This window comes from Streptomyces sp. MUM 203J (assembly GCF_022414595.1).
In the GTDB taxonomy this organism is placed as follows: domain Bacteria; phylum Actinomycetota; class Actinomycetes; order Streptomycetales; family Streptomycetaceae; genus Streptomyces.
Genome location: NZ_JADWYO010000005.1, coordinates 155,977 through 172,052, shown reverse-complemented (window position 1 = coordinate 172,052; position 16,076 = coordinate 155,977). Strand labels below are relative to the sequence as shown.

Genomic DNA, 16,076 nt, shown 5'->3' with positions numbered 1-16,076 from the left:
GCCGCCGAGACGGGCGTCGTCCAGGTGCTGTCCCGCGACCGCCTCCGACCCTCGTCAGGCCCGTCGCCCGCCTCGGCGCGCACCGGGCCGCGGGGCGGACCGTGTCACCTGGCGAGCCAGAGGTCCGGCCCGAAGACCTCGTAGTGGATGGCGGAGGGATGGAGCCCCTTGGCCAGGAGCTCCCCGCGCAGTGCCCGCATGAAGGGCAGCGGGCCGCAGAGGTAGGCGCTGGTGTGGGCGGGCAGGGAGAGCGCGTCGAGGTTCGCCCGTCCCGCGGAGACGTGCCCTGCGTCGGCCCGGTCCGCTCCCTCCTCGTACCACACGTGCAGGTCGGCGTTCTCCAGACGGCTCGTGAGTTCGGCCTGTTCGCAGCGGTGGGCATGGTGTTCGGGCGCCCGGTCGGCATGGATCACGGTGACGGCCCGACGCGAGGTGGAGAGCGCGAGGTGATCGAGCATGGCCAGCATCGGGGTGATGCCGATGCCCGCCGAGGCGAGCAGGAGAGGAGTGTCGCCCTCGGGGAGGGCCAGGTCGCCGAAGGGCGGCGAGACGTCGATGAGGTCACCGGGACGGGCGTGGGCGTGGAGCCAGGAGGAGACCTCTCCGTCGGGCGCCGAGCCGTCGGCGGACGTCTCGCGCTTGACGGTGATGCGCAGGTTCTTCTGCCCGGGGGCGGAGGAGAGGGTGTACTGGCGGATCTGGCGGGCTCCGTCCGGGAGGAGGACTCGCACGCTGATGTACTGCCCCGGAAGGAAGGGCTCGGTCGGCTCACCGTCGGGACGGCGCAGGACGAAGGAGACGGCGTCGGTGGACTGTTGCTCGCGCTCGGCTATCTCCATCGTGCGCCATACGTCGCCCCCGGCGATGCCCGCCTGTGTGTAGAGCCGCGCCTCGAGAGCGATGAGGGCGTTGGCCATCAGCCAGTAGACCTCGTCCCAGGCCCCGGCGACCTCGGGGGTGACGGCGTCGCCGAGTGTCTCCGCGACGGCGCCCATGAGGTGTCGCCCGACGATCGTGTACTGCTCGGGCGTGACGCCCAGTGAGGCGTGCTTGTGGGCGATGCGGGCCAGAAGCGCGTCGGGCCGTTCGTCCGGCCGGTCCACCAGAAGTGCGGCGAAGGCGGCGACGGACCCGGCGAGGGCTTCCCGCTGGCTGCCGTTGGCCTGGTTCGCGCGGTTGAACAGGTTCCGGAGCAGGGCGGGGTGTTCCGTGAAGAGCCGCTCGTAGAAGCGTGCGGTGATCTGCGGCAGGGCACCCCCCACGGCCGGCAGGGTGGCGCGTACGACGGGTACCGACTGCGTTGAGAGCATCGAGCACTCCTTATTTGGTATATGGAACTCTAATTTTTTCTCGCGCCGACCCCTCGTCCGCCAAACGGAGCCGGAACCGGCGGCGGCAGGGTCAGGCCTGACGCACCCCGAGGGCGAGGAGTACGGGCCCGGTGGGAGATCCGGCCAGATCGTCCACCGTGAGGTGGTCCAGCGAGGCATAGAAGGCCTCCTGCGCCTCCCGCAGCGCACGCCTCAGCCGGCAGGCCCCCGAGAGGGGGCACGGCTGCTCCCCCTCACACGTGACGGCCTCGCGGTCACCCTCCAGCGCCCTGACCAGTCGGCCGACCCGGAAACCTCGCCCCGCCTCGGTCAGGGTCAGTCCGCCGTTACGCCCGCGCCGGGCCTCCAGCACCCCCAGATGCTGCAGGTGTGCGATCGCCTTGGCCATGTGCGCGTAGGGGACGTTCATGGACTGGGAGATCTGCTTCGTGGTCAGCAGTTCCCCGCCGTCCAGGACGGCCAGTCGCATCACGGCCCGGAGCGCGAGATCGGTGTATCGGGTCAGTCGCACGAACACGACCCTACAGAATCGGCATCCTGCACTCCAATTAAAGCCCTGTGATCCACCTCTCCCGAGGGACCGCGCGGACCACGGCCGACCGCGGCCTCCGTGACGCACACCGGGTGCGCGCAGCTGCCCGGACGGGGTGAAGGCGTTCTACGACGCGGGCGAACTCGCCTGCGTCGCACCGGACGCGGTCACCTGCCCGCAAGTCCCCCTGCCCGGTTCCCGGTCGGCAGGAAGCGATCCGGAGCGGGGCGCCGGGCTCGCATGCCCGGGTGCCGTTCTGCGGTGCGAGCCCACGCGCGGGGCACCGGGCGGTCGGTGGTGCCGGTGGCGCAGGCCTCCTTTACGAGCACGGCGCACGCCCCCGCGACACCCGGGCCTCGGCCGTCCTGCCAGCCCCGGGAGATCACCGCCGCCGTCCGGGCCCTGCCGGGCGTCACGGACGCCACCGGGCCGCCCGGCCAGCTCGGGGACGGCGGTCTCCCACGAGCCGGGCCAGGACGCCTGGCGCCGCCGGCCCTCGCCGTACTCGGAGCCGGACCCGCGCCTCGGTGGTGTCGCCCACCGCGATGACGGTCACCCGGTCGGCGCTCCGGGAGCGGTCGACGCTCCGCCGGGGCGGCCGGGCACGCGACCGGCCCGCCCCGGTCGACGCGACCGCCCGTCTCGTGTGTGAACGCGACGGCGTCGGGCCGGGGAGCCGTCGGCAGCAGCACGGCCGGGTGATCGGCCTGCGCGAACCGGGCCGCCACGCGCCGCTGAAGCGCGCAATCGCGCCGCGGCGGCGGATCCGCCCTGCCCGCCTGCCGCAGGACGCGCTCCCGCACACGCACCCCTCCCGCGCTCAGTCCCCGTCCGGGACCAGCCGCAGGGAGACCGAGTTGATGCAGTACCGCTGGTCCGTCGGGGTCGGGTAGCCCTCACCCTCGAAGACATGGCCCAGATGGGAGCCGCAGCGGGCGCACCGGACCTCCGTGCGGACCATGCCGTACGCGCGGTCCTCCAGCAGCTCCACCGCGTCGGTGTCCTTCGGGTCGTAGAAGGACGGCCAGCCGCAGTGGGAGGCGAACTTGGTGGTGGAGGTGAAGAGTTCGGCGCCGCAGGCACGGCAGGCGTAGACGCCCTTCGTGTCCGTGTCGGTGTACTCACCGGTGAACGCGGGCTCGGTCCCGGCCTCGCGCAGGACGTGGTACTCCTGCGGGGTCAGTTCGGCGCGCCACCGGTCGTCGGGCTTCTCTACCTCGTACGGCATGGTCTGCTCAGCTCCCCTGGGGTCGGTGCGCGAGGCTCAGCGGGCGAGTCGGGCCAGGATCCTCGGTCCGAGGTCCGTGACGTCGCCCGCGCCCATGGTGAGAACCAGATCGCCGGGTGCCGCCATTCCCGCGATCACGTCCGGGACCGCGTCCTTGTCGTGGACGGGCGTCACGTCGGCGCCCGCCGCGACGGCCGCGTCGATGATCAGCGCACTGGTGATGCCCGGGATCGGATCCTCGCGGGCCGGGTAGATGTCGAGCACGGCCGACCGGTCGGCGAGGGCCAGGGCCTGGCCCATCTCGGTGCCCAGTTCCTGGGTGCGGGAGAACAGGTGGGGCTGGAAGACCACCAGGAGGCGGCGGTCGGGGCCCGCGGCGGCGCGCATGGCTTCCAGGTCGGCGGTCATCTCGGTGGGGTGATGGGCGTACGAGTCGATGACCTGGACTCCGGCGGCCTCGCCCTTGAGCTGGAGGCGGCGGCCGACGCCGGTGTACGCGGTGAGGGCCTTCGCCAGTGCGGCCGGATCGACCCCGGCGCGCGCGCCCGCGGCGAGTGCGGCGGCGGCGTTGTGGGCGTAGTGGCGGCCGGGGACCGAGACGGTGAAGGTGTGCTCGACGCCGTCCAGGACGACCGCGACCTCGCTGGTCATGCCCCGCGGGGTGATCTCGCGGATCCACACGTCGCAGCCCTCCGCCTCACCGACCCGCAGGATCGTCAGGCCGGGGCGGCCGGAGACCCGGGCGGCGAGTTCGTCGGCGCCCGCGTGTTCGCCCACCACGAGCGTGCCGCCGGGGCGGATCTTGGCGACGAATGCCTCGAAGGACTCGTAGATCTCCTCCATGGAGGCGTAGTTCGCGTGGTGGTCCAGCTCGACGTTGAGGACCAGGGCGACCTCGGGGTCGTACTTCTGGAAGCTGCGGTCGCTCTCGTCCGCCTCCGCGACGAAGATCTCGCCGTCGCCGTGACGGGCGTTGGTGCCGGGGCCCGCGAGGTCGCCGCCGATGGCGTACGACGGGTCCAGGCCGAGCTCGGTCAGGGCGACGGCCAGCATCGACGTCGTGGTCGTCTTGCCGTGGGTGCCCGCGACGGCGACGGCCCGCAGCTCCTTCATGCAGGCGGCCAGCGCGTCGGAGCGGTGCACGACCGGGATGCCCAGCTCGGCGGCGCGGGCCAGCTCGGGGTTGTCGGCGCGGATGGCGCTGGAGACGACGACGCTGCTGGTGTCGTCCGCGAGGTGGTGCGCGGCATGTCCGATGTGGACGGTCACGCCGAGGGCGCGCAGCGACGCGGCGGTCTCGGACTCGCGCGCGTCGCTGCCGGCGACCTTGGCCCCGCGCTGGGCGAGGATCCTGGCGATGCCCGACATACCGGCGCCGCCGATGCCGATGAAGTGCGGCCGTTCCAGTGCGGCAGGGATGGCGGGTGCCATGCGGACTCTCCCCGGGGGTGTGGCGTGTGTGCGGGGGCCCAGCCTATTCGCTGTGCGCGAAGAGCTTGAGCACCGGTACGCCGACCTTGTGCCGCGCGCGGGACGCCCAGTCGCGGTGGAAGAACTCCTCCACGTAGTGCGGGGCCGTCAGGACGATGACCTCGTCGGCCTCCGACTCCTCCACCACGGCCTTCATCTTGTCCAGCGGGTGGTCCTCGACGACCTGGCCGACGGCCTCGCAGCCGGCGTTGCGCAGGGCCCGGACGGAGTGGTCCAGGGCGATCTCCGCGGGCCGCCGCGCGTCCTTGCCGGACGGCTTCTCGCCCTCCTGGGTCGCCTTCTTCAGTTCACCGAGCGCGAGGTCGTCGATCGCGCGCAGGAGGGCGTCGGCCTGGTCGCCGCGGGGCTGCATGAGCACGATGAAGGAAATGCGCTCGTCCCCGTGCAGGGTCGTGACGAATTCCACGTCCACGGACGACAGCGGTTTCTCGATCATCAGAACGCTTGTGAACACTTCCGGAGCCCTTCTGCGGAAACCATCCTTCCCCGTGCCCGCACGGGGTCTGCGAGTTAAGTGTGCCCGCCGGACGCTAAGCGGAACGGAAAATTCCGCTTGATTCGAAGGGTGGTTTGACCCTGCTGGATGCGAATATCCGTTCGAAATGTCCGTCGTGAGAGGTCCGGGGAGGGGTGGAGGGCCGGGTGCGAGCCGCCGCTCGGGGACCGGGAGGCCGTGGCACCGGCCGCGCCGGACCCGGCGGAAACGGCGCGTCAGACGCGCCGGTACCGGGTGAAGAGGAACCCGTCCTCCTCCAGGACCGACGCCAGCGCGAAGCGCGACGGCACCGCCAGGGACGGCCCGCCCGCGATCCGCTGCGCTCCCCCGGCCGTCATGACCGGCGACACCGTCAGGCACAGCTCGTCCAGCACCCCGGCCACGACGAACTGCCCCAGGAGCCGTGGACCGCCCTCGGTCAGCTGCCGGGTCAGCCCGCGCCCGGCCAGCGCCCGCACCACGCGCTCCGGCTCCACGCCCGGCCCGTCGCCCGCGACGACCACCTCGACGCCCGCCCGTTCCGCCGCACGCATCCGCTCCGACGGCGCCGCCGCACCCGTCAGCACCAGCGTCGGCACCAGCGGCTCGGTGAACAGCGGCAGCGAGAAGTCGAGGTTCAGCGAGGCGCTCACCACCGCGACGGCCGGCGCGGGCCCCTGTCCGGCCGCCTTGCGCCGCTCCGCGAAGGCGGCACGCGCGCGTGCGGGGCGGTACTGCTCCAGGCGCACCGTCTCGGCGCCCACCACGATGACGTCCGCGAGCGCGCGCAGGGTGCCGAAGAGCCGCATGTCCGCCGCCGAGGAGATCGGTTCGGAGCGGCCGTCGTGCTGGGCGGCCCCGTCCAGGGAGGAGACCATGTTGGCCCGCAGCCAGGCGCCGTCCTCCGGGTACGCGTAGGCGTCGGCCAGTGCGTCGAGGGACCAGTCGTGGTCCCCCGCCTCGGCGGCCCCGGCGGAAACGGGCGGTGTCTGGTCGGTCACAGGGAACAGGCGTCGCATGACGAGCAGTCTGGCACGGCGCTTACAGTGGGGAGCGTGTCGACCAGTGCCCTGACCACCGAAGCGGCCCCGCAGTCCCTGTGCGCCCGCGAGCCGCATGTCCCCGCCGACCGTCTGGTCGCCGAGATGGTGCCGCCGCCGCGCTTCGGCGGAGTGCGCTTCGACACGTACATCCCGGACCCGAACCAGCCGAGCCAGTCCGACGCGGTCAAGACGCTCGCCGGCTTCGCGGACGGACTGGGCGGGGCGCACGCGAGCGGCGCCGGGGCGGCGAGCGGCGGCATGCGGCGCTGGTTCGCCCGCAAGCCGAAGACCGCGCTGCCGGCCGGTCCGCGCGGGGTGTACCTGGACGGCGGGTACGGCGTGGGCAAGACGCACCTGCTGGCCTCGCTGTGGCACGCCACACCGGCGGCGCCCTCGCTCAAGGCCTTCGGGACGTTCGTCGAGCTGACGAACCTGGTGGGCGCCCTCGGCTTCCAGCAGACCGTGCAGACCCTCGGTGGGCACCGGCTGCTGTGCATCGACGAGTTCGAGCTGGACGACCCGGGCGACACGGTGCTGGTCTCCAGCCTGCTCGGCAAGCTGGTGGAGGCCGGGGTGGCGCTGGCGGCCACCTCCAACACGCTGCCGGGCAGGCTCGGTGAGGGACGGTTCGCCGCCGCCGACTTCCTGCGCGAGATCCAGGGGCTGTCGGCGCACTTCCAGGCCCTGCGCATCGACGGCGAGGACTACCGGCACCGCGGGCTGCCGGAGGCCCCCGCGCCGTACACCGACGAGCAGGTGACCAGGGCGGCGCGGAAGACGCCCGGTGCATCGCTCGACGACTTCCCCAGCCTGCTGGAGCACCTGGCCCGGGTCCACCCGAGCCGGTACGGAGCGCTGACCGACGACCTGCGGGCGGTGTGCCTCACCGACGTCCGCGCGGTTCCCGACCAGTCGACGGCGCTGCGGCTCGTGGTCCTCGCGGACCGGCTGTACGACCGGGAGATACCCGTGGCGGCCTCCGGGCTGCCGTTCGACCGGCTGTTCAGCGACGAGATGCTGAACGGCGGGTACCGGAAGAAGTACTTCCGGGCGATCTCCCGGCTCACCGCGCTCGCCCGCGACTCGAAGGACCTGATCGCCCAGTAGGTTGGGATGCTGTAACCCGTTGTGGAGCGTATCCATCCGAAGGGATCCGGCATGGCGACCAAGCGTCACGCGCACACCGTCTGGGAAGGCGATCTGGCCAGGGGCCGGGGCACCGTCTCGCTCGACTACTCCGGGCTCGGCTCGTACGAGGTGTCCTGGCCCGCTCGGTCCGAGGAGGCCCCCGGCAGGACCAGCCCCGAGGAGCTGATCGCCGCCGCGCACTCCAGCTGCTACTGCATGGCCTTCTCCGGCGGCCTGGCCAAGGCCGGCACCCCGCCGACCCGGCTCGACGCGAAGGCCGAGGTCACGTTCGTGCCCGGCACCGGCATCACCAACGTCCACCTGACGGTGGTGGGCGAGGTCCCCGGCATCGACGAGGCCGCGTTCGTGAAGGCGGCGGAGGAGGCGAAGCTGAACTGCCCGGTCAGCAAGGCGCTCGCCGGAACCGAGATCACCCTGACGGCGACGCTCGCCTGACGGACCCGCAGGCCCACCCGGCCGCCGCCCCGCTGACGGGGCGGCGGCCGGTTCGCGTGCCGCGCCCCGGCCCCGGCACCAGGTGCCTTGCGCCATGCGGAGGAGGCACGTCCGGGGCGTGCGGAGGTGTTCGGCAACTGATCGGATACTTTCCGATAGTGACACTTTTCGTACGAGTACGACGTGTGGTGGCGCTGTCCGTCCTGGGCGCGGTGCTGGCGGGCTGCGGCGGGGAGACGAGTGGCCCGCCGGGGAACGGGCCCGGCGCGGCCGGCGAACGCTCCGGCGCCGCGGGCCCGTCGCCCACGACGGCTTCGGGCTCCCCCTCCGCTGCCGCCCGCACCCGCCCCGTACCGGCACTGCCGCCGGGCCCGGACGGGCTGACGCCCGTCTTCGAGCGGGCCTCCGATCCGGCCTCCGGCGCGCCGGAGAAGACCGTGGCGCTCACCTTCGACGCCGACATGACCGCCGACCAGGGCCCGCGGGCCGCACGCGGCGAACGGTTCGACAACCCGGAGCTCATCGCCACGCTGCGCCGCCTCAAGGTGGACGCGACGGTCTTCATGACCGGCCGCTGGGCCGAGGAGTACCCGGACCAGGCCAGGTCCATCGGCACGGACCAGCGCTTCGAGATCGCCAACCACTCCTACAGCCACCATGCCTTCAAAGCGCCCTGCTACGGACTGCCGGTCCTGCCGCGCCAGGACATGGCCGCCGACGTGCGCCGCGCGTTCGACGCGTTCCGGGCGGCGGGGGCCCGTAACGTCGTCCCCTACTTCCGCTTCCCCGGCGGCTGCTACGACAGGACGGCGCTGCGCGCCCTGGCACCCGCGGAGGTGACGGCGGTCCAGTGGGACGTGGTGAGCGGCGACGCGTTCGCCGAGGACCCGGACGCGGTGGCCGAGCAGGTGCTCGCCGGGGTGCGCCCCGGCTCCCTGGTGGTCATGCACTGCACCCGGAGCGCGGCGCCGGTCACGGAGCAGGCGGTCCGCCGGATCGTCCCGGAACTGCGGGCGCGGGGCTACCGGTTCGTGAAGGTGTCGGAGCTGATGGCGACCTGAGGGAGATTCTCCTCCCTCACGCCGCACCTTCCCGAAACAGGGTTCCGCCCCCGGGCTCCCCAGGCCCCCGCTGCTCCGGAACCTGAGGGGCCGGCGAACACCGCAGGAAGCGCCGTCCTGCCCTTCCGGCGCCTGCGGAGGAGCGTGGTCCGGACGTGTGCAGGCCCGGCCCGGCGGACTCGGAGGACGAGCACTGTCGGGCGCGCTCCCGGCCTCTGAGGACGCACACCGCCGGACACGCCCCGGCCACCCGGCGCCCGAGGGCGAAGGCACCCCGCTCGACGGAGTCGGGCGTCGGGCACAGCCGGACGGGATCGCGGTGGGGACGGAACCGGCAGGGCGCCGCGCTACGCTCGCCGTATGGGTGGGGAACACGGCGACCGCGTCTTCGTCCGCTCCGGCGGCCGCTGGGTCTACAACACGGGTAACCCTGTCGGCCGCGTACTGATCGTCGTGTCCCTGCTGGTCGCCGCCGGCTGGCTCTCCCACATGTTCGCGTCCGGCCGGTGGAGCGAGGGAGAGCTGCGCGACGCCGTGCACGGTGCGGCCCGGGCCCTGGAGGCGGAGGCCAAGCCGGACTACCTGCTCTGGTACGGCGGCGACTACACGAGCGCGATCCGAGACGCCGTCGAGGCCACCGGGGAGGGACCGGAACACGGACTCGTCGCCGTCGACGAGATCTCCGACGACACCGGTACCGGAACCGACGCCGGAACCACCGCCGATCGGTTCGAGATCACGACCGAGGACACCAGCACGGCCTACTGCATGTCCGTCTCGCCACCCGTCCCCGACGAGCCCCGCGACCCCCTGGCCCCCGGCGCCGTGATCCGGCTGTCCGTGGAGGTCGAGGAAGGCCGCTGCTGACCGGGCTCAGTTCTGCGCGGGCTGAGCCGTGGCCTCGCTGGGCCGTACGACCACGAAGCCCTCCCCCCGCAGCACCAGCTGGACCACCTCGCCCGAGCCGCCCCGGATCATCGAGCCGAAGGACTGCGAGCGGTGCAGCGAGGTGTCCAGATGGGCGCTCCAGCCGACCACCGCGTCCGTGTCGACGTACACCGGCTGGTTCTGGACCACCGGAATCACGAGGGGCGAGCCGTCGCAGATCAGGGCGAGCTTGCCGACACCCGTGAAGAGACTGTTGAACAGCCCGCCACCGACCATGCCCGCGCCCTTCACGGTCCTTATCTCGTACGACAGTGACGCGTCGAAGCACAGGACGTTGCGGCCGTTGACGGTGAGCGCGTCCCCGGGGTCCAGCTCCACGATGAAGCAGTTCTGCGCCTCGTGCGCGAACCAGGCCTCCCCCTGCCCGCGCACCGCCATCAGCGGAAGCCCCTCGCCCGTGACGGCCCGCTTGAGCATGCCGCCTATGCCCTGGCCCTTGCGTTCGAACTGGAGGTTCCCGCGAAAGGCGATCATCGAGCCCTGACGGGCGTGCATCTCGCCGTTGACGGCGTACTTCACACACTTGGGGTTCTGCAGAGTCATGCCGGGGACGGTGGCCTGCTGCGCCAGGTTCTCGGACGCGAAAAGATCGCTCTTCATGCGGGCATGGTGTCCCGGAGCAGCCCCTTCTGCCAAGGAGGCCGCCTGGCAGACTGGCCCCGTGACCAGCGACACGACCCGCACCGCCTCCACCGCCCAGCCGCGCGACGCCGCACCGCAGTTCGTCCTGCCCCTGGTGGTACGGATCGAGCGGGACACCCCGCCGGCCCGCACGGACGCCCTGGAGACCGCGGCGCGTGCGGTGCTCGTGATGCTCACGGACGCGCGGTCGGCCGGCGACGGGGAGTGGGCCGAGGCGGTGCGTGCCTGGCAGGACGGCCGGATCCGCAAGGTCGTACGACGCGCCCGGGGCGCCGAGTGGCGGCGCGCGGAACGGCTGCCCGGCGTCACGGTGACCGGCGTGACCGCCGAGGTACGGGTCTTCCCGCCGGTCCCGCTGGACGGCTGGCCCAAGGACCTGGCCAGGCTCCAGGTCTCCGGCACGGAACTGGCCGACCCGGCCGAACCGCCGGTGCCGGCGCCCGCCTGGCGGGGCGCCGCCCTGTGGCTGAACCCGGAGCTGCGGATGTCGACCGGCAAGGAGATGGCCCAGGCCGGCCACGGCGCCCAGCTGCTGTGGTGGGCCCTGGACGGCCCGGCCCGCGCTGCCTGGCGGGAGGCGGGCTTTCCGCTCATGGTCCGCACGGCCTCCCCGGCCCGCTGGGCCGAACTGGCCGCGGGCGACCGGCCGATCGTGCACGACGCGGGCTTCACGGAGATCGCGCCGGGGCCGACGGTGGCGGCGGAGGGCTTCGCACCGGTGTCGTCGGACGAGGACTGGCGCGGGTTCCCGCCCGCGTGACCCCTTCCCCGCCCCGCTCCCGGACGGAACCGGGGTGCCCCGGCGCCCCGTACCGCCTCCTCCGGCGCCCGGGGGAACGGAGGCTGTCCGGGCAGCGGAGCCCCGAGCCGGAATCCCGTTGAACGCTTCCCCGCCCCCATCCGTATCCCCCACCAGCGACACGCACGTCACAGGTTCGGGAGGCACCTTGCTGCTGCGGCGGATCAACGGCACGGCACTCATCATCGCGGCGCTCGTGGCCACGGTTCTGGCACTCGCGTTCCCGGTGTGGAAGTACGCCGACCGCTCGGGCACCGGCGAGGCCAATCTCGCCGCGTCGAGCGTGTCCACCCAGTGGGGACCGCTCTCCGCGACCGACCGGGACTTCCTGGTGAAGGTGCGGCTGGCCGGCCTGTGGGAGCTGCCCGCGGGCCAGCAGGCCATGGAGCGGGCGCCGACCCAGGCCATCAAGGACGCGGGAGACCATCTCGTGGTGGGCCACTCCGACCTCGACCAGCGGGCCAGGGACGTGGCCGCGAAGCTCGGCGTGGAGCTGCCCAACCAGCCGACCGAACAGCAGCAGGGCTGGCTGCGGGAGCTGTCAGCGGCGCAGGGCGAGGAGTACGAGAGGAAGTTCGCGAACATCCTGCGTGACTCGCACGGCAAGGTGTTCGGTCTGATCGCCAAGGTCCGGCACACCACCCGCAACACGCTCATCCGGCAACTGGCCAGCGACGCCAACCAGACGGTGCTGGACCACATCACCATGCTGGAGGCCACCGGCATGGTGGACTTCGACACGATCGCCAACGACGCCGCCGGCCGGTCCACGGCCAGTCCCTCCGGGCCGCCCGCCCCGAACGGCAACCTGCCGCCCGCACCCACCCCGGTGGTGCCCCAGGGCCAGGTCACCTCGGAGCCCTCGACCCGGCCTGGCCCGCCGACAGCGATCAACACGAGCCGCCCGTGAAACCTCAAATGAAGCTCTGAAAGCGGCGTCCGCCGGTTCACAGGTAGCTGACGGGGCCATGACCCCTCTAAGAGGAGGGGAGGGGGCATGGTCCCGTCACAGCTGAGTGGCCCGCGTCCGAAAGGTCTGGGCGTCGGCATCGGGTGGCGTCCGGAGATCGCGGACGCGGTGGAACGGCTGCCCGGGGTCGACTGGGTGGAGGTCGTCGCCGAGAACGTCTGCCCGGATCACCTGCCCGACGCGCTCGTACGGCTCCGCGAGCGCGGCGTGACCGTCGTGCCGCACGGCGTGGCGCTGGGCCTGGGCGGCTCCGACCGGCCGGACGAGGCCCGGCTGGCCCGGCTGGCGGACGCCGCGACCGCGCTGGGCGCGCCGCTGGTGACCGAGCACATCGCGTTCGTACGGGCCGGGGGTGAACGCACCGCGTCGCCCGCTCTGGAGGCCGGGCATCTGCTGCCGCCGCCGCGTACCCGCGAGGCGCTGGACGTGCTGTGCGAGAACGTGCGGATCGCGCAGGACGCCCTGCCGGTGCCGCTGGCGCTGGAGAACATCGCGGCGCTGTTCTCCTGGCCGGACGAGGAGCTGACGGAGGGCCGGTTCCTGGCGGAGCTGGTGGAGCGGACCGGGGTGCGGCTGCTGATCGACGTGGCGAACCTGCACACGAACCGGGTGAACCGGGGCGACGACCCGCTGAAGGCACTGGCCGAACTGCCGCTGGAGGCCGTCGCGTACGTCCATGTGGCGGGCGGTGTGGAGCGGGACGGTGTGTGGCACGACACCCACGCGCACCCGGTGCCGGAACCGGTGCTGGAGCTGCTGGCCGAGCTGGCGGCGCGGGGGACGCCGCCGGGAGTGCTGCTGGAGCGGGACGACGACTTTCCGGCGGAGGCCGAGCTGGGGGCGGAACTGACGGCGATCCGTACGACGGTGGAGAAGGCGGGGACGCCCCCGCCCGCCGCGCGGGACGCGCAGCCGTCGCAGGCGGAGCACGCACCGGAGGCACAACCCGTACCGGAGGCGGAGCCGGTCTCCGAGGCGGCGCGGGAGCGGCTGGGGCTGACACAGGTCGCGCTGCTGTCGGCGCTGGTGGCGGGCACCCCCGCGCCCGAGGGGTTCGACCGGGCACGGCTGCGGACGCAGAGCCTGGCGCTGGCGCGCAAGCGGGCGGGGGTCGTGGCGAAGACGGCGCCCGAACTGCCGGTGATCCTGGGTGAGCGGGCGTACCGGGAGGCATTCGTGGCGTACGCGGGGCGGCGGCCGATGCCGGGCGGGTACCGGCAGGACGCGCTGGAGTTCGCGCGGGAGCTGCTGGAGAAGGGACTGCCGGGGGACTCCGGGGCCCGGCGGAGGCTGTGGCTGTGGTGCGCGGAGCGGTCAGGGCCGCGCCCGCCGGGCCGGGTGACCCGCCTGGTGCACGCGGCCCGCGCGGCCCTGATGCGATGAGGGCGGTGCCCCGGGGCCCGCGGGCGACGCGCGTAGAAGGGGCGCCGGTGCGGCGCGCGGAGAATCCGCGCGCCGCACCCGGAGCCGGACCCGGTGTCGCTGGACCGGCGGAGGGTTCATCCCCGCCGTCTGATCTTCCGGGTCAGAGGTGGCGGCCGGTCGTGCCGTCCGCCACCAGGTCACATGGGGCCGCGCCCGCCGCCACATCCGTGACGCGCTCGCGGAGCCCCGTGGTGCGCTTTCCGGGGTCCGTGTCCGGCTGCGGGCCGTCGGCCCCCGGCCGGTACGGGCCTCACGCCAGGCCGGCCACCAGATCGGCCACGCTCTTGCGGCGCCCCGTGAAGAACGGCACCTCCTCGCGGACGTGCATCCGCGCCTCGCTGCCCCGCAGATGGCGCATCAGGTCCACGATCCGGTGCAGGTCGTTCGCCTCGAACGCGAGCAGCCACTCGTAGTCACCGAGCGAGAAGGACGCGACCGTGTTGGCGCGGACGTCCGGGAAGCCCCGGGCCATCTTGCCGTGGTCGGCCAGCATCCGCCGCCGGTCCTCGTCGGGCAGCAGGTACCAGTCGTACGAGCGCACGAACGGGTAGACGCTCACATAGTCGCGCGGCTCCTCGTCCGCCAGGAAGGCCGGGATGTGCGACTTGTTGAACTCGGCGGGGCGGTGCAGCGCCATGTTGGACCACACCGGCTCCAGCGCGCGGCCGAGCCGGGTGCGGCGGAACAGGTTGTACGCCTCCTGGAGCTGGTCCGAGGACTCGGCGTGCCACCAGATCATCACGTCCGCGTCGGCCCGCAGCCCCGACAGGTCGTACGTGCCGCGCACGGTGACGTCCTTCGCGGCGAGCTGGTCGAACAGCTCCTGAACCTCGTCCGCGTAGCCGCCGCGGTCCTCGGGCAGGACGTCGCGCAGCTTGAACACGGACCAGAGGGTGTAGCGAACGACCTCGTTGAGGTCCTTCGCCTTCTTACCGGCGTTCGGGATCTTTTCGGGCGCACTCATGGGGCTATTCTCGCTTGTCACTCTCAGTGCTCCGCGCCAGGGTCGGTCTGCGGGGCGGGGTCTTTAGCGGACGGGGCCTGCGGGGTTCGGGAGGATCGCGTCGATCTCCTCGGCCGCGCGCCGCGCGTCCGCGACGACGGCCGGGATGCCCACACCGTCGTACGCGGCTCCGCACACCCGCAGGCCGGGCAGTTCGGCGACGGCGTCACGGATGCGGGCGACGCGGGCGTGGTGGCCGACGGGGTACTGCGGCAGGCCGTCGATCCAGCGGACGACCCGGGTGGCGACGGGCCGTGCGGTGAGCCCGACGGCGTCCCCGAGGTCCTTGAGGGAGGCCGCCACCAGTTCGGCGTCGTCCCATGCCAGGTGGCTCTCCTCGCCGTACCGGCCCAGGGACGTGCGCAGGACCAGCAGGTCGGGGGCACCGTCCGCGATCCACTGCCACTTCTGGCTGGCGAAGGTGGACGCCTTGATGGTGCGGCCGTCGACCGGCGGCACCAGGAAGCCGGAGCCCGCCGGGAACGTCCCTGCGAGGTCGGCGCGCCGGAACGCGAGGGTGACCAGGGACATGGAGGCGTATTCGACGGCGGCGAGTTCGGCGGAGGCGGCCGGGGACTCGGCGGCGAGCAGCGCGGACGCGGACCAGGCGGGTGCGGCGAGGATCACCGCGTCGGCGTGCAGGACCTCGGTGTCGGTGCGGACCTCCCAGCCGTCGGCGCGGCGGGTCAGCGCGTGGACGGGGGTCTCGGTACGGATCTCCCCGCCCCGTTCCCGGATCGCCTCGGCCACCGCGAGCGGGAGGCGGCCGATGCCGCCCCGCAGTCCGGTGAACACGGGGGCGGGGGTCTGCCGGGGAACGGCCTGAGGTGCGGGCAGGAGGGAGCCGACCGCCTCGGTCAGCGTGCCGTGGGCGCGGACGGCGTCCAGCAGCCTCGGCACGGCGGCCTTCATGGAGATGCGGTAGGCGTCGCCCGCGTAGACCCCGCCGAGCAGCGGTTCGACGAGCCGGTCGACGATCTCGTGGCCCATGCGCTGCGCGACGTACGCGCCGATGGCGACGTCCTCGCCCGGGTCGGCGGGCGGGAGCGCGCGGTCCCGGGCGACCGCGCGCAGCCCCTCGTCGGACAGCAGCCCGCCCAGTCCCCCGGCACCGCCCGGGACGCCCATGACATGCCCCTTGGGCATCGGGCGCAGCACGCCGCGCGTCCACACGGATGCGGCGGCCGTGGCCGGGGGCTGGAGGTCGCCGCCCAGGCCGACCGCGGTGGCCAGCTCGATGCCCTCGGGGCGGCGGGCGAGCATCGACTCGGCGCCGAGGTCGACGGGGGCGCCCGCGATGTCCCCGGCGTGGAGCTTGCCGCCGAGCCGGCCGGTGGCCTCCAGGAGGGTCACCCTCCGCCCGGCCAGGAGCACGCGGTGGGCTGCCGCGAGTCCGGCGATGCCGCCGCCGACGACGACTACCCGGCCGGGGGGTGTGTCCACGTTGTCCACGTTCATGGGACCACTGTCTCAAACGCCCTCCGGGTCCCGACCGTGACCCTTTCGGTACCGGGAAAGGGAAACCGGGCCCCTTGCCCCGCACG

Annotated in this window: 16 protein-coding genes; 7 read left to right on the top strand and 9 right to left on the bottom strand. The window is 73.2% G+C overall.

What is annotated here, in order from left to right; genetic code table 11:
- Nucleotides 1-104 precede the first annotated feature (104 nt).
- The 6 genes from I3F58_RS05410 to I3F58_RS05385 form a co-directional block, all read right to left on the bottom strand.
- Nucleotides 105-1,310 (bottom strand): globin domain-containing protein, encoded by a 1,206-nt coding sequence (locus tag I3F58_RS05410; RefSeq protein ID WP_240107031.1) that lies wholly within the window; start codon nucleotides 1,308-1,310, stop codon nucleotides 105-107.
- Between the two features lie 91 nt (nucleotides 1,311-1,401).
- Nucleotides 1,402-1,842: an Rrf2 family transcriptional regulator gene (locus I3F58_RS05405; protein ID WP_240107030.1), complete on the bottom strand. Its 441-nt coding sequence runs from the start codon at nucleotides 1,840-1,842 to the stop codon at nucleotides 1,402-1,404.
- An 841-nt stretch (nucleotides 1,843-2,683) separates the two neighbouring features.
- A complete protein-coding gene (msrB, locus tag I3F58_RS05400; protein WP_240107029.1) occupies nucleotides 2,684-3,091 on the bottom strand; it encodes a peptide-methionine (R)-S-oxide reductase MsrB in 408 nt (135 codons plus the stop codon).
- Between the two features lie 36 nt (nucleotides 3,092-3,127).
- A complete protein-coding gene (gene murC, locus I3F58_RS05395) occupies nucleotides 3,128-4,522 on the bottom strand; it encodes a UDP-N-acetylmuramate--L-alanine ligase (RefSeq protein ID WP_240107028.1) in 1,395 nt (464 codons plus the stop codon).
- A gap of 43 nt (nucleotides 4,523-4,565) precedes the next feature.
- Complete coding sequence (locus tag I3F58_RS05390) at nucleotides 4,566-5,036, bottom strand: indole-3-glycerol phosphate synthase (protein WP_240107027.1); 471 nt, start codon at nucleotides 5,034-5,036, stop codon at nucleotides 4,566-4,568.
- 257 nt (nucleotides 5,037-5,293) lie between these two features.
- Nucleotides 5,294-6,076 carry a pyrimidine reductase family protein gene (locus I3F58_RS05385; protein ID WP_240107026.1) on the bottom strand — a complete coding sequence of 261 codons (783 nt, stop codon included), beginning with the start codon at nucleotides 6,074-6,076 and terminating at the stop codon, nucleotides 5,294-5,296.
- A gap of 36 nt (nucleotides 6,077-6,112) precedes the next feature.
- Between I3F58_RS05385 and zapE the strand changes: the two genes are divergently transcribed.
- The 4 genes from zapE to I3F58_RS05365 all read left to right on the top strand — a co-directional run bounded on the left by zapE (nucleotide 6,113) and on the right by I3F58_RS05365 (nucleotide 9,612).
- Nucleotides 6,113-7,207, top strand: a complete 1,095-nt coding sequence (zapE, locus tag I3F58_RS05380) for a cell division protein ZapE (protein ID WP_240107025.1) — start codon at nucleotides 6,113-6,115, stop codon at nucleotides 7,205-7,207.
- A gap of 51 nt (nucleotides 7,208-7,258) precedes the next feature.
- Nucleotides 7,259-7,684 carry an OsmC family protein gene (locus I3F58_RS05375; protein WP_240107024.1) on the top strand — a complete coding sequence of 142 codons (426 nt, stop codon included), beginning with the start codon at nucleotides 7,259-7,261 and terminating at the stop codon, nucleotides 7,682-7,684.
- A 158-nt stretch (nucleotides 7,685-7,842) separates the two neighbouring features.
- Nucleotides 7,843-8,745 (top strand): polysaccharide deacetylase family protein, encoded by a 903-nt coding sequence (locus I3F58_RS05370; RefSeq protein WP_240107023.1) that lies wholly within the window; start codon nucleotides 7,843-7,845, stop codon nucleotides 8,743-8,745.
- Nucleotides 8,746-9,105: 360 nt separating this feature from the next.
- Nucleotides 9,106-9,612, top strand: a complete 507-nt coding sequence (locus I3F58_RS05365; RefSeq protein ID WP_240107022.1) for a hypothetical protein — start codon at nucleotides 9,106-9,108, stop codon at nucleotides 9,610-9,612.
- A 6-nt stretch (nucleotides 9,613-9,618) separates the two neighbouring features.
- On the opposite strand, the gene I3F58_RS05360 is transcribed toward I3F58_RS05365, so the two are convergent.
- Nucleotides 9,619-10,293 carry an AIM24 family protein gene (locus I3F58_RS05360; protein WP_240107020.1) on the bottom strand — a complete coding sequence of 225 codons (675 nt, stop codon included), beginning with the start codon at nucleotides 10,291-10,293 and terminating at the stop codon, nucleotides 9,619-9,621.
- A 61-nt stretch (nucleotides 10,294-10,354) separates the two neighbouring features.
- Here I3F58_RS05360 and I3F58_RS05355 point away from each other — a divergent pair, with 61 nt between their 5' ends.
- From I3F58_RS05355 to I3F58_RS05345, 3 genes are all read left to right on the top strand, one after another.
- The gene (locus I3F58_RS05355) at nucleotides 10,355-11,095 is read left to right on the top strand and encodes a peptidyl-tRNA hydrolase (protein ID WP_240107019.1); all 741 of its coding nucleotides are present in this window, start codon (nucleotides 10,355-10,357) and stop codon (nucleotides 11,093-11,095) included.
- A 193-nt stretch (nucleotides 11,096-11,288) separates the two neighbouring features.
- Nucleotides 11,289-12,044, top strand: a complete 756-nt coding sequence (locus I3F58_RS05350; protein ID WP_240107050.1) for a DUF4142 domain-containing protein — start codon at nucleotides 11,289-11,291, stop codon at nucleotides 12,042-12,044.
- 87 nt (nucleotides 12,045-12,131) lie between these two features.
- Nucleotides 12,132-13,487 (top strand): DUF692 domain-containing protein, encoded by a 1,356-nt coding sequence (locus tag I3F58_RS05345; RefSeq protein ID WP_240107018.1) that lies wholly within the window; start codon nucleotides 12,132-12,134, stop codon nucleotides 13,485-13,487.
- A 292-nt stretch (nucleotides 13,488-13,779) separates the two neighbouring features.
- Here I3F58_RS05345 and hemQ read toward each other — a convergent pair whose 3' ends face one another.
- Together hemQ and hemG are read right to left on the bottom strand one after the other, a co-directional pair.
- Nucleotides 13,780-14,493, bottom strand: a complete 714-nt coding sequence (hemQ, locus tag I3F58_RS05340) for a hydrogen peroxide-dependent heme synthase (RefSeq protein WP_240107017.1) — start codon at nucleotides 14,491-14,493, stop codon at nucleotides 13,780-13,782.
- Nucleotides 14,494-14,556: 63 nt separating this feature from the next.
- Nucleotides 14,557-15,990: a protoporphyrinogen oxidase gene (gene hemG / locus I3F58_RS05335; RefSeq protein ID WP_240107016.1), complete on the bottom strand. Its 1,434-nt coding sequence runs from the start codon at nucleotides 15,988-15,990 to the stop codon at nucleotides 14,557-14,559.
- Nucleotides 15,991-16,076 lie beyond the last annotated feature (86 nt).

Bases quoted from the DNA above. Each gene is read 5' to 3' on its own strand.
- I3F58_RS05345 (WP_240107018.1), top strand. From the start codon at position 12,132: ATGGTCCCGTCACAGCTGAGTGGCCCGCGTCCGAAAGGTCTGGGCGTC.
- msrB (WP_240107029.1), bottom strand. From the start codon at position 3,091: ATGCCGTACGAGGTAGAGAAGCCCGACGACCGGTGGCGCGCCGAACTG.
- I3F58_RS05365 (WP_240107022.1), top strand. From the start codon at position 9,106: ATGGGTGGGGAACACGGCGACCGCGTCTTCGTCCGCTCCGGCGGCCGC.
- I3F58_RS05385 (WP_240107026.1), bottom strand. From the start codon at position 6,076: ATGCGACGCCTGTTCCCTGTGACCGACCAGACACCGCCCGTTTCCGCC.
- I3F58_RS05360 (WP_240107020.1), bottom strand. From the start codon at position 10,293: ATGAAGAGCGATCTTTTCGCGTCCGAGAACCTGGCGCAGCAGGCCACC.
- I3F58_RS05410 (WP_240107031.1), bottom strand. From the start codon at position 1,310: ATGCTCTCAACGCAGTCGGTACCCGTCGTACGCGCCACCCTGCCGGCC.
- hemG (WP_240107016.1), bottom strand. From the start codon at position 15,990: ATGAACGTGGACAACGTGGACACACCCCCCGGCCGGGTAGTCGTCGTC.
- hemQ (WP_240107017.1), bottom strand. From the start codon at position 14,493: ATGAGTGCGCCCGAAAAGATCCCGAACGCCGGTAAGAAGGCGAAGGAC.
- I3F58_RS05375 (WP_240107024.1), top strand. From the start codon at position 7,259: ATGGCGACCAAGCGTCACGCGCACACCGTCTGGGAAGGCGATCTGGCC.
- murC (WP_240107028.1), bottom strand. From the start codon at position 4,522: ATGGCACCCGCCATCCCTGCCGCACTGGAACGGCCGCACTTCATCGGC.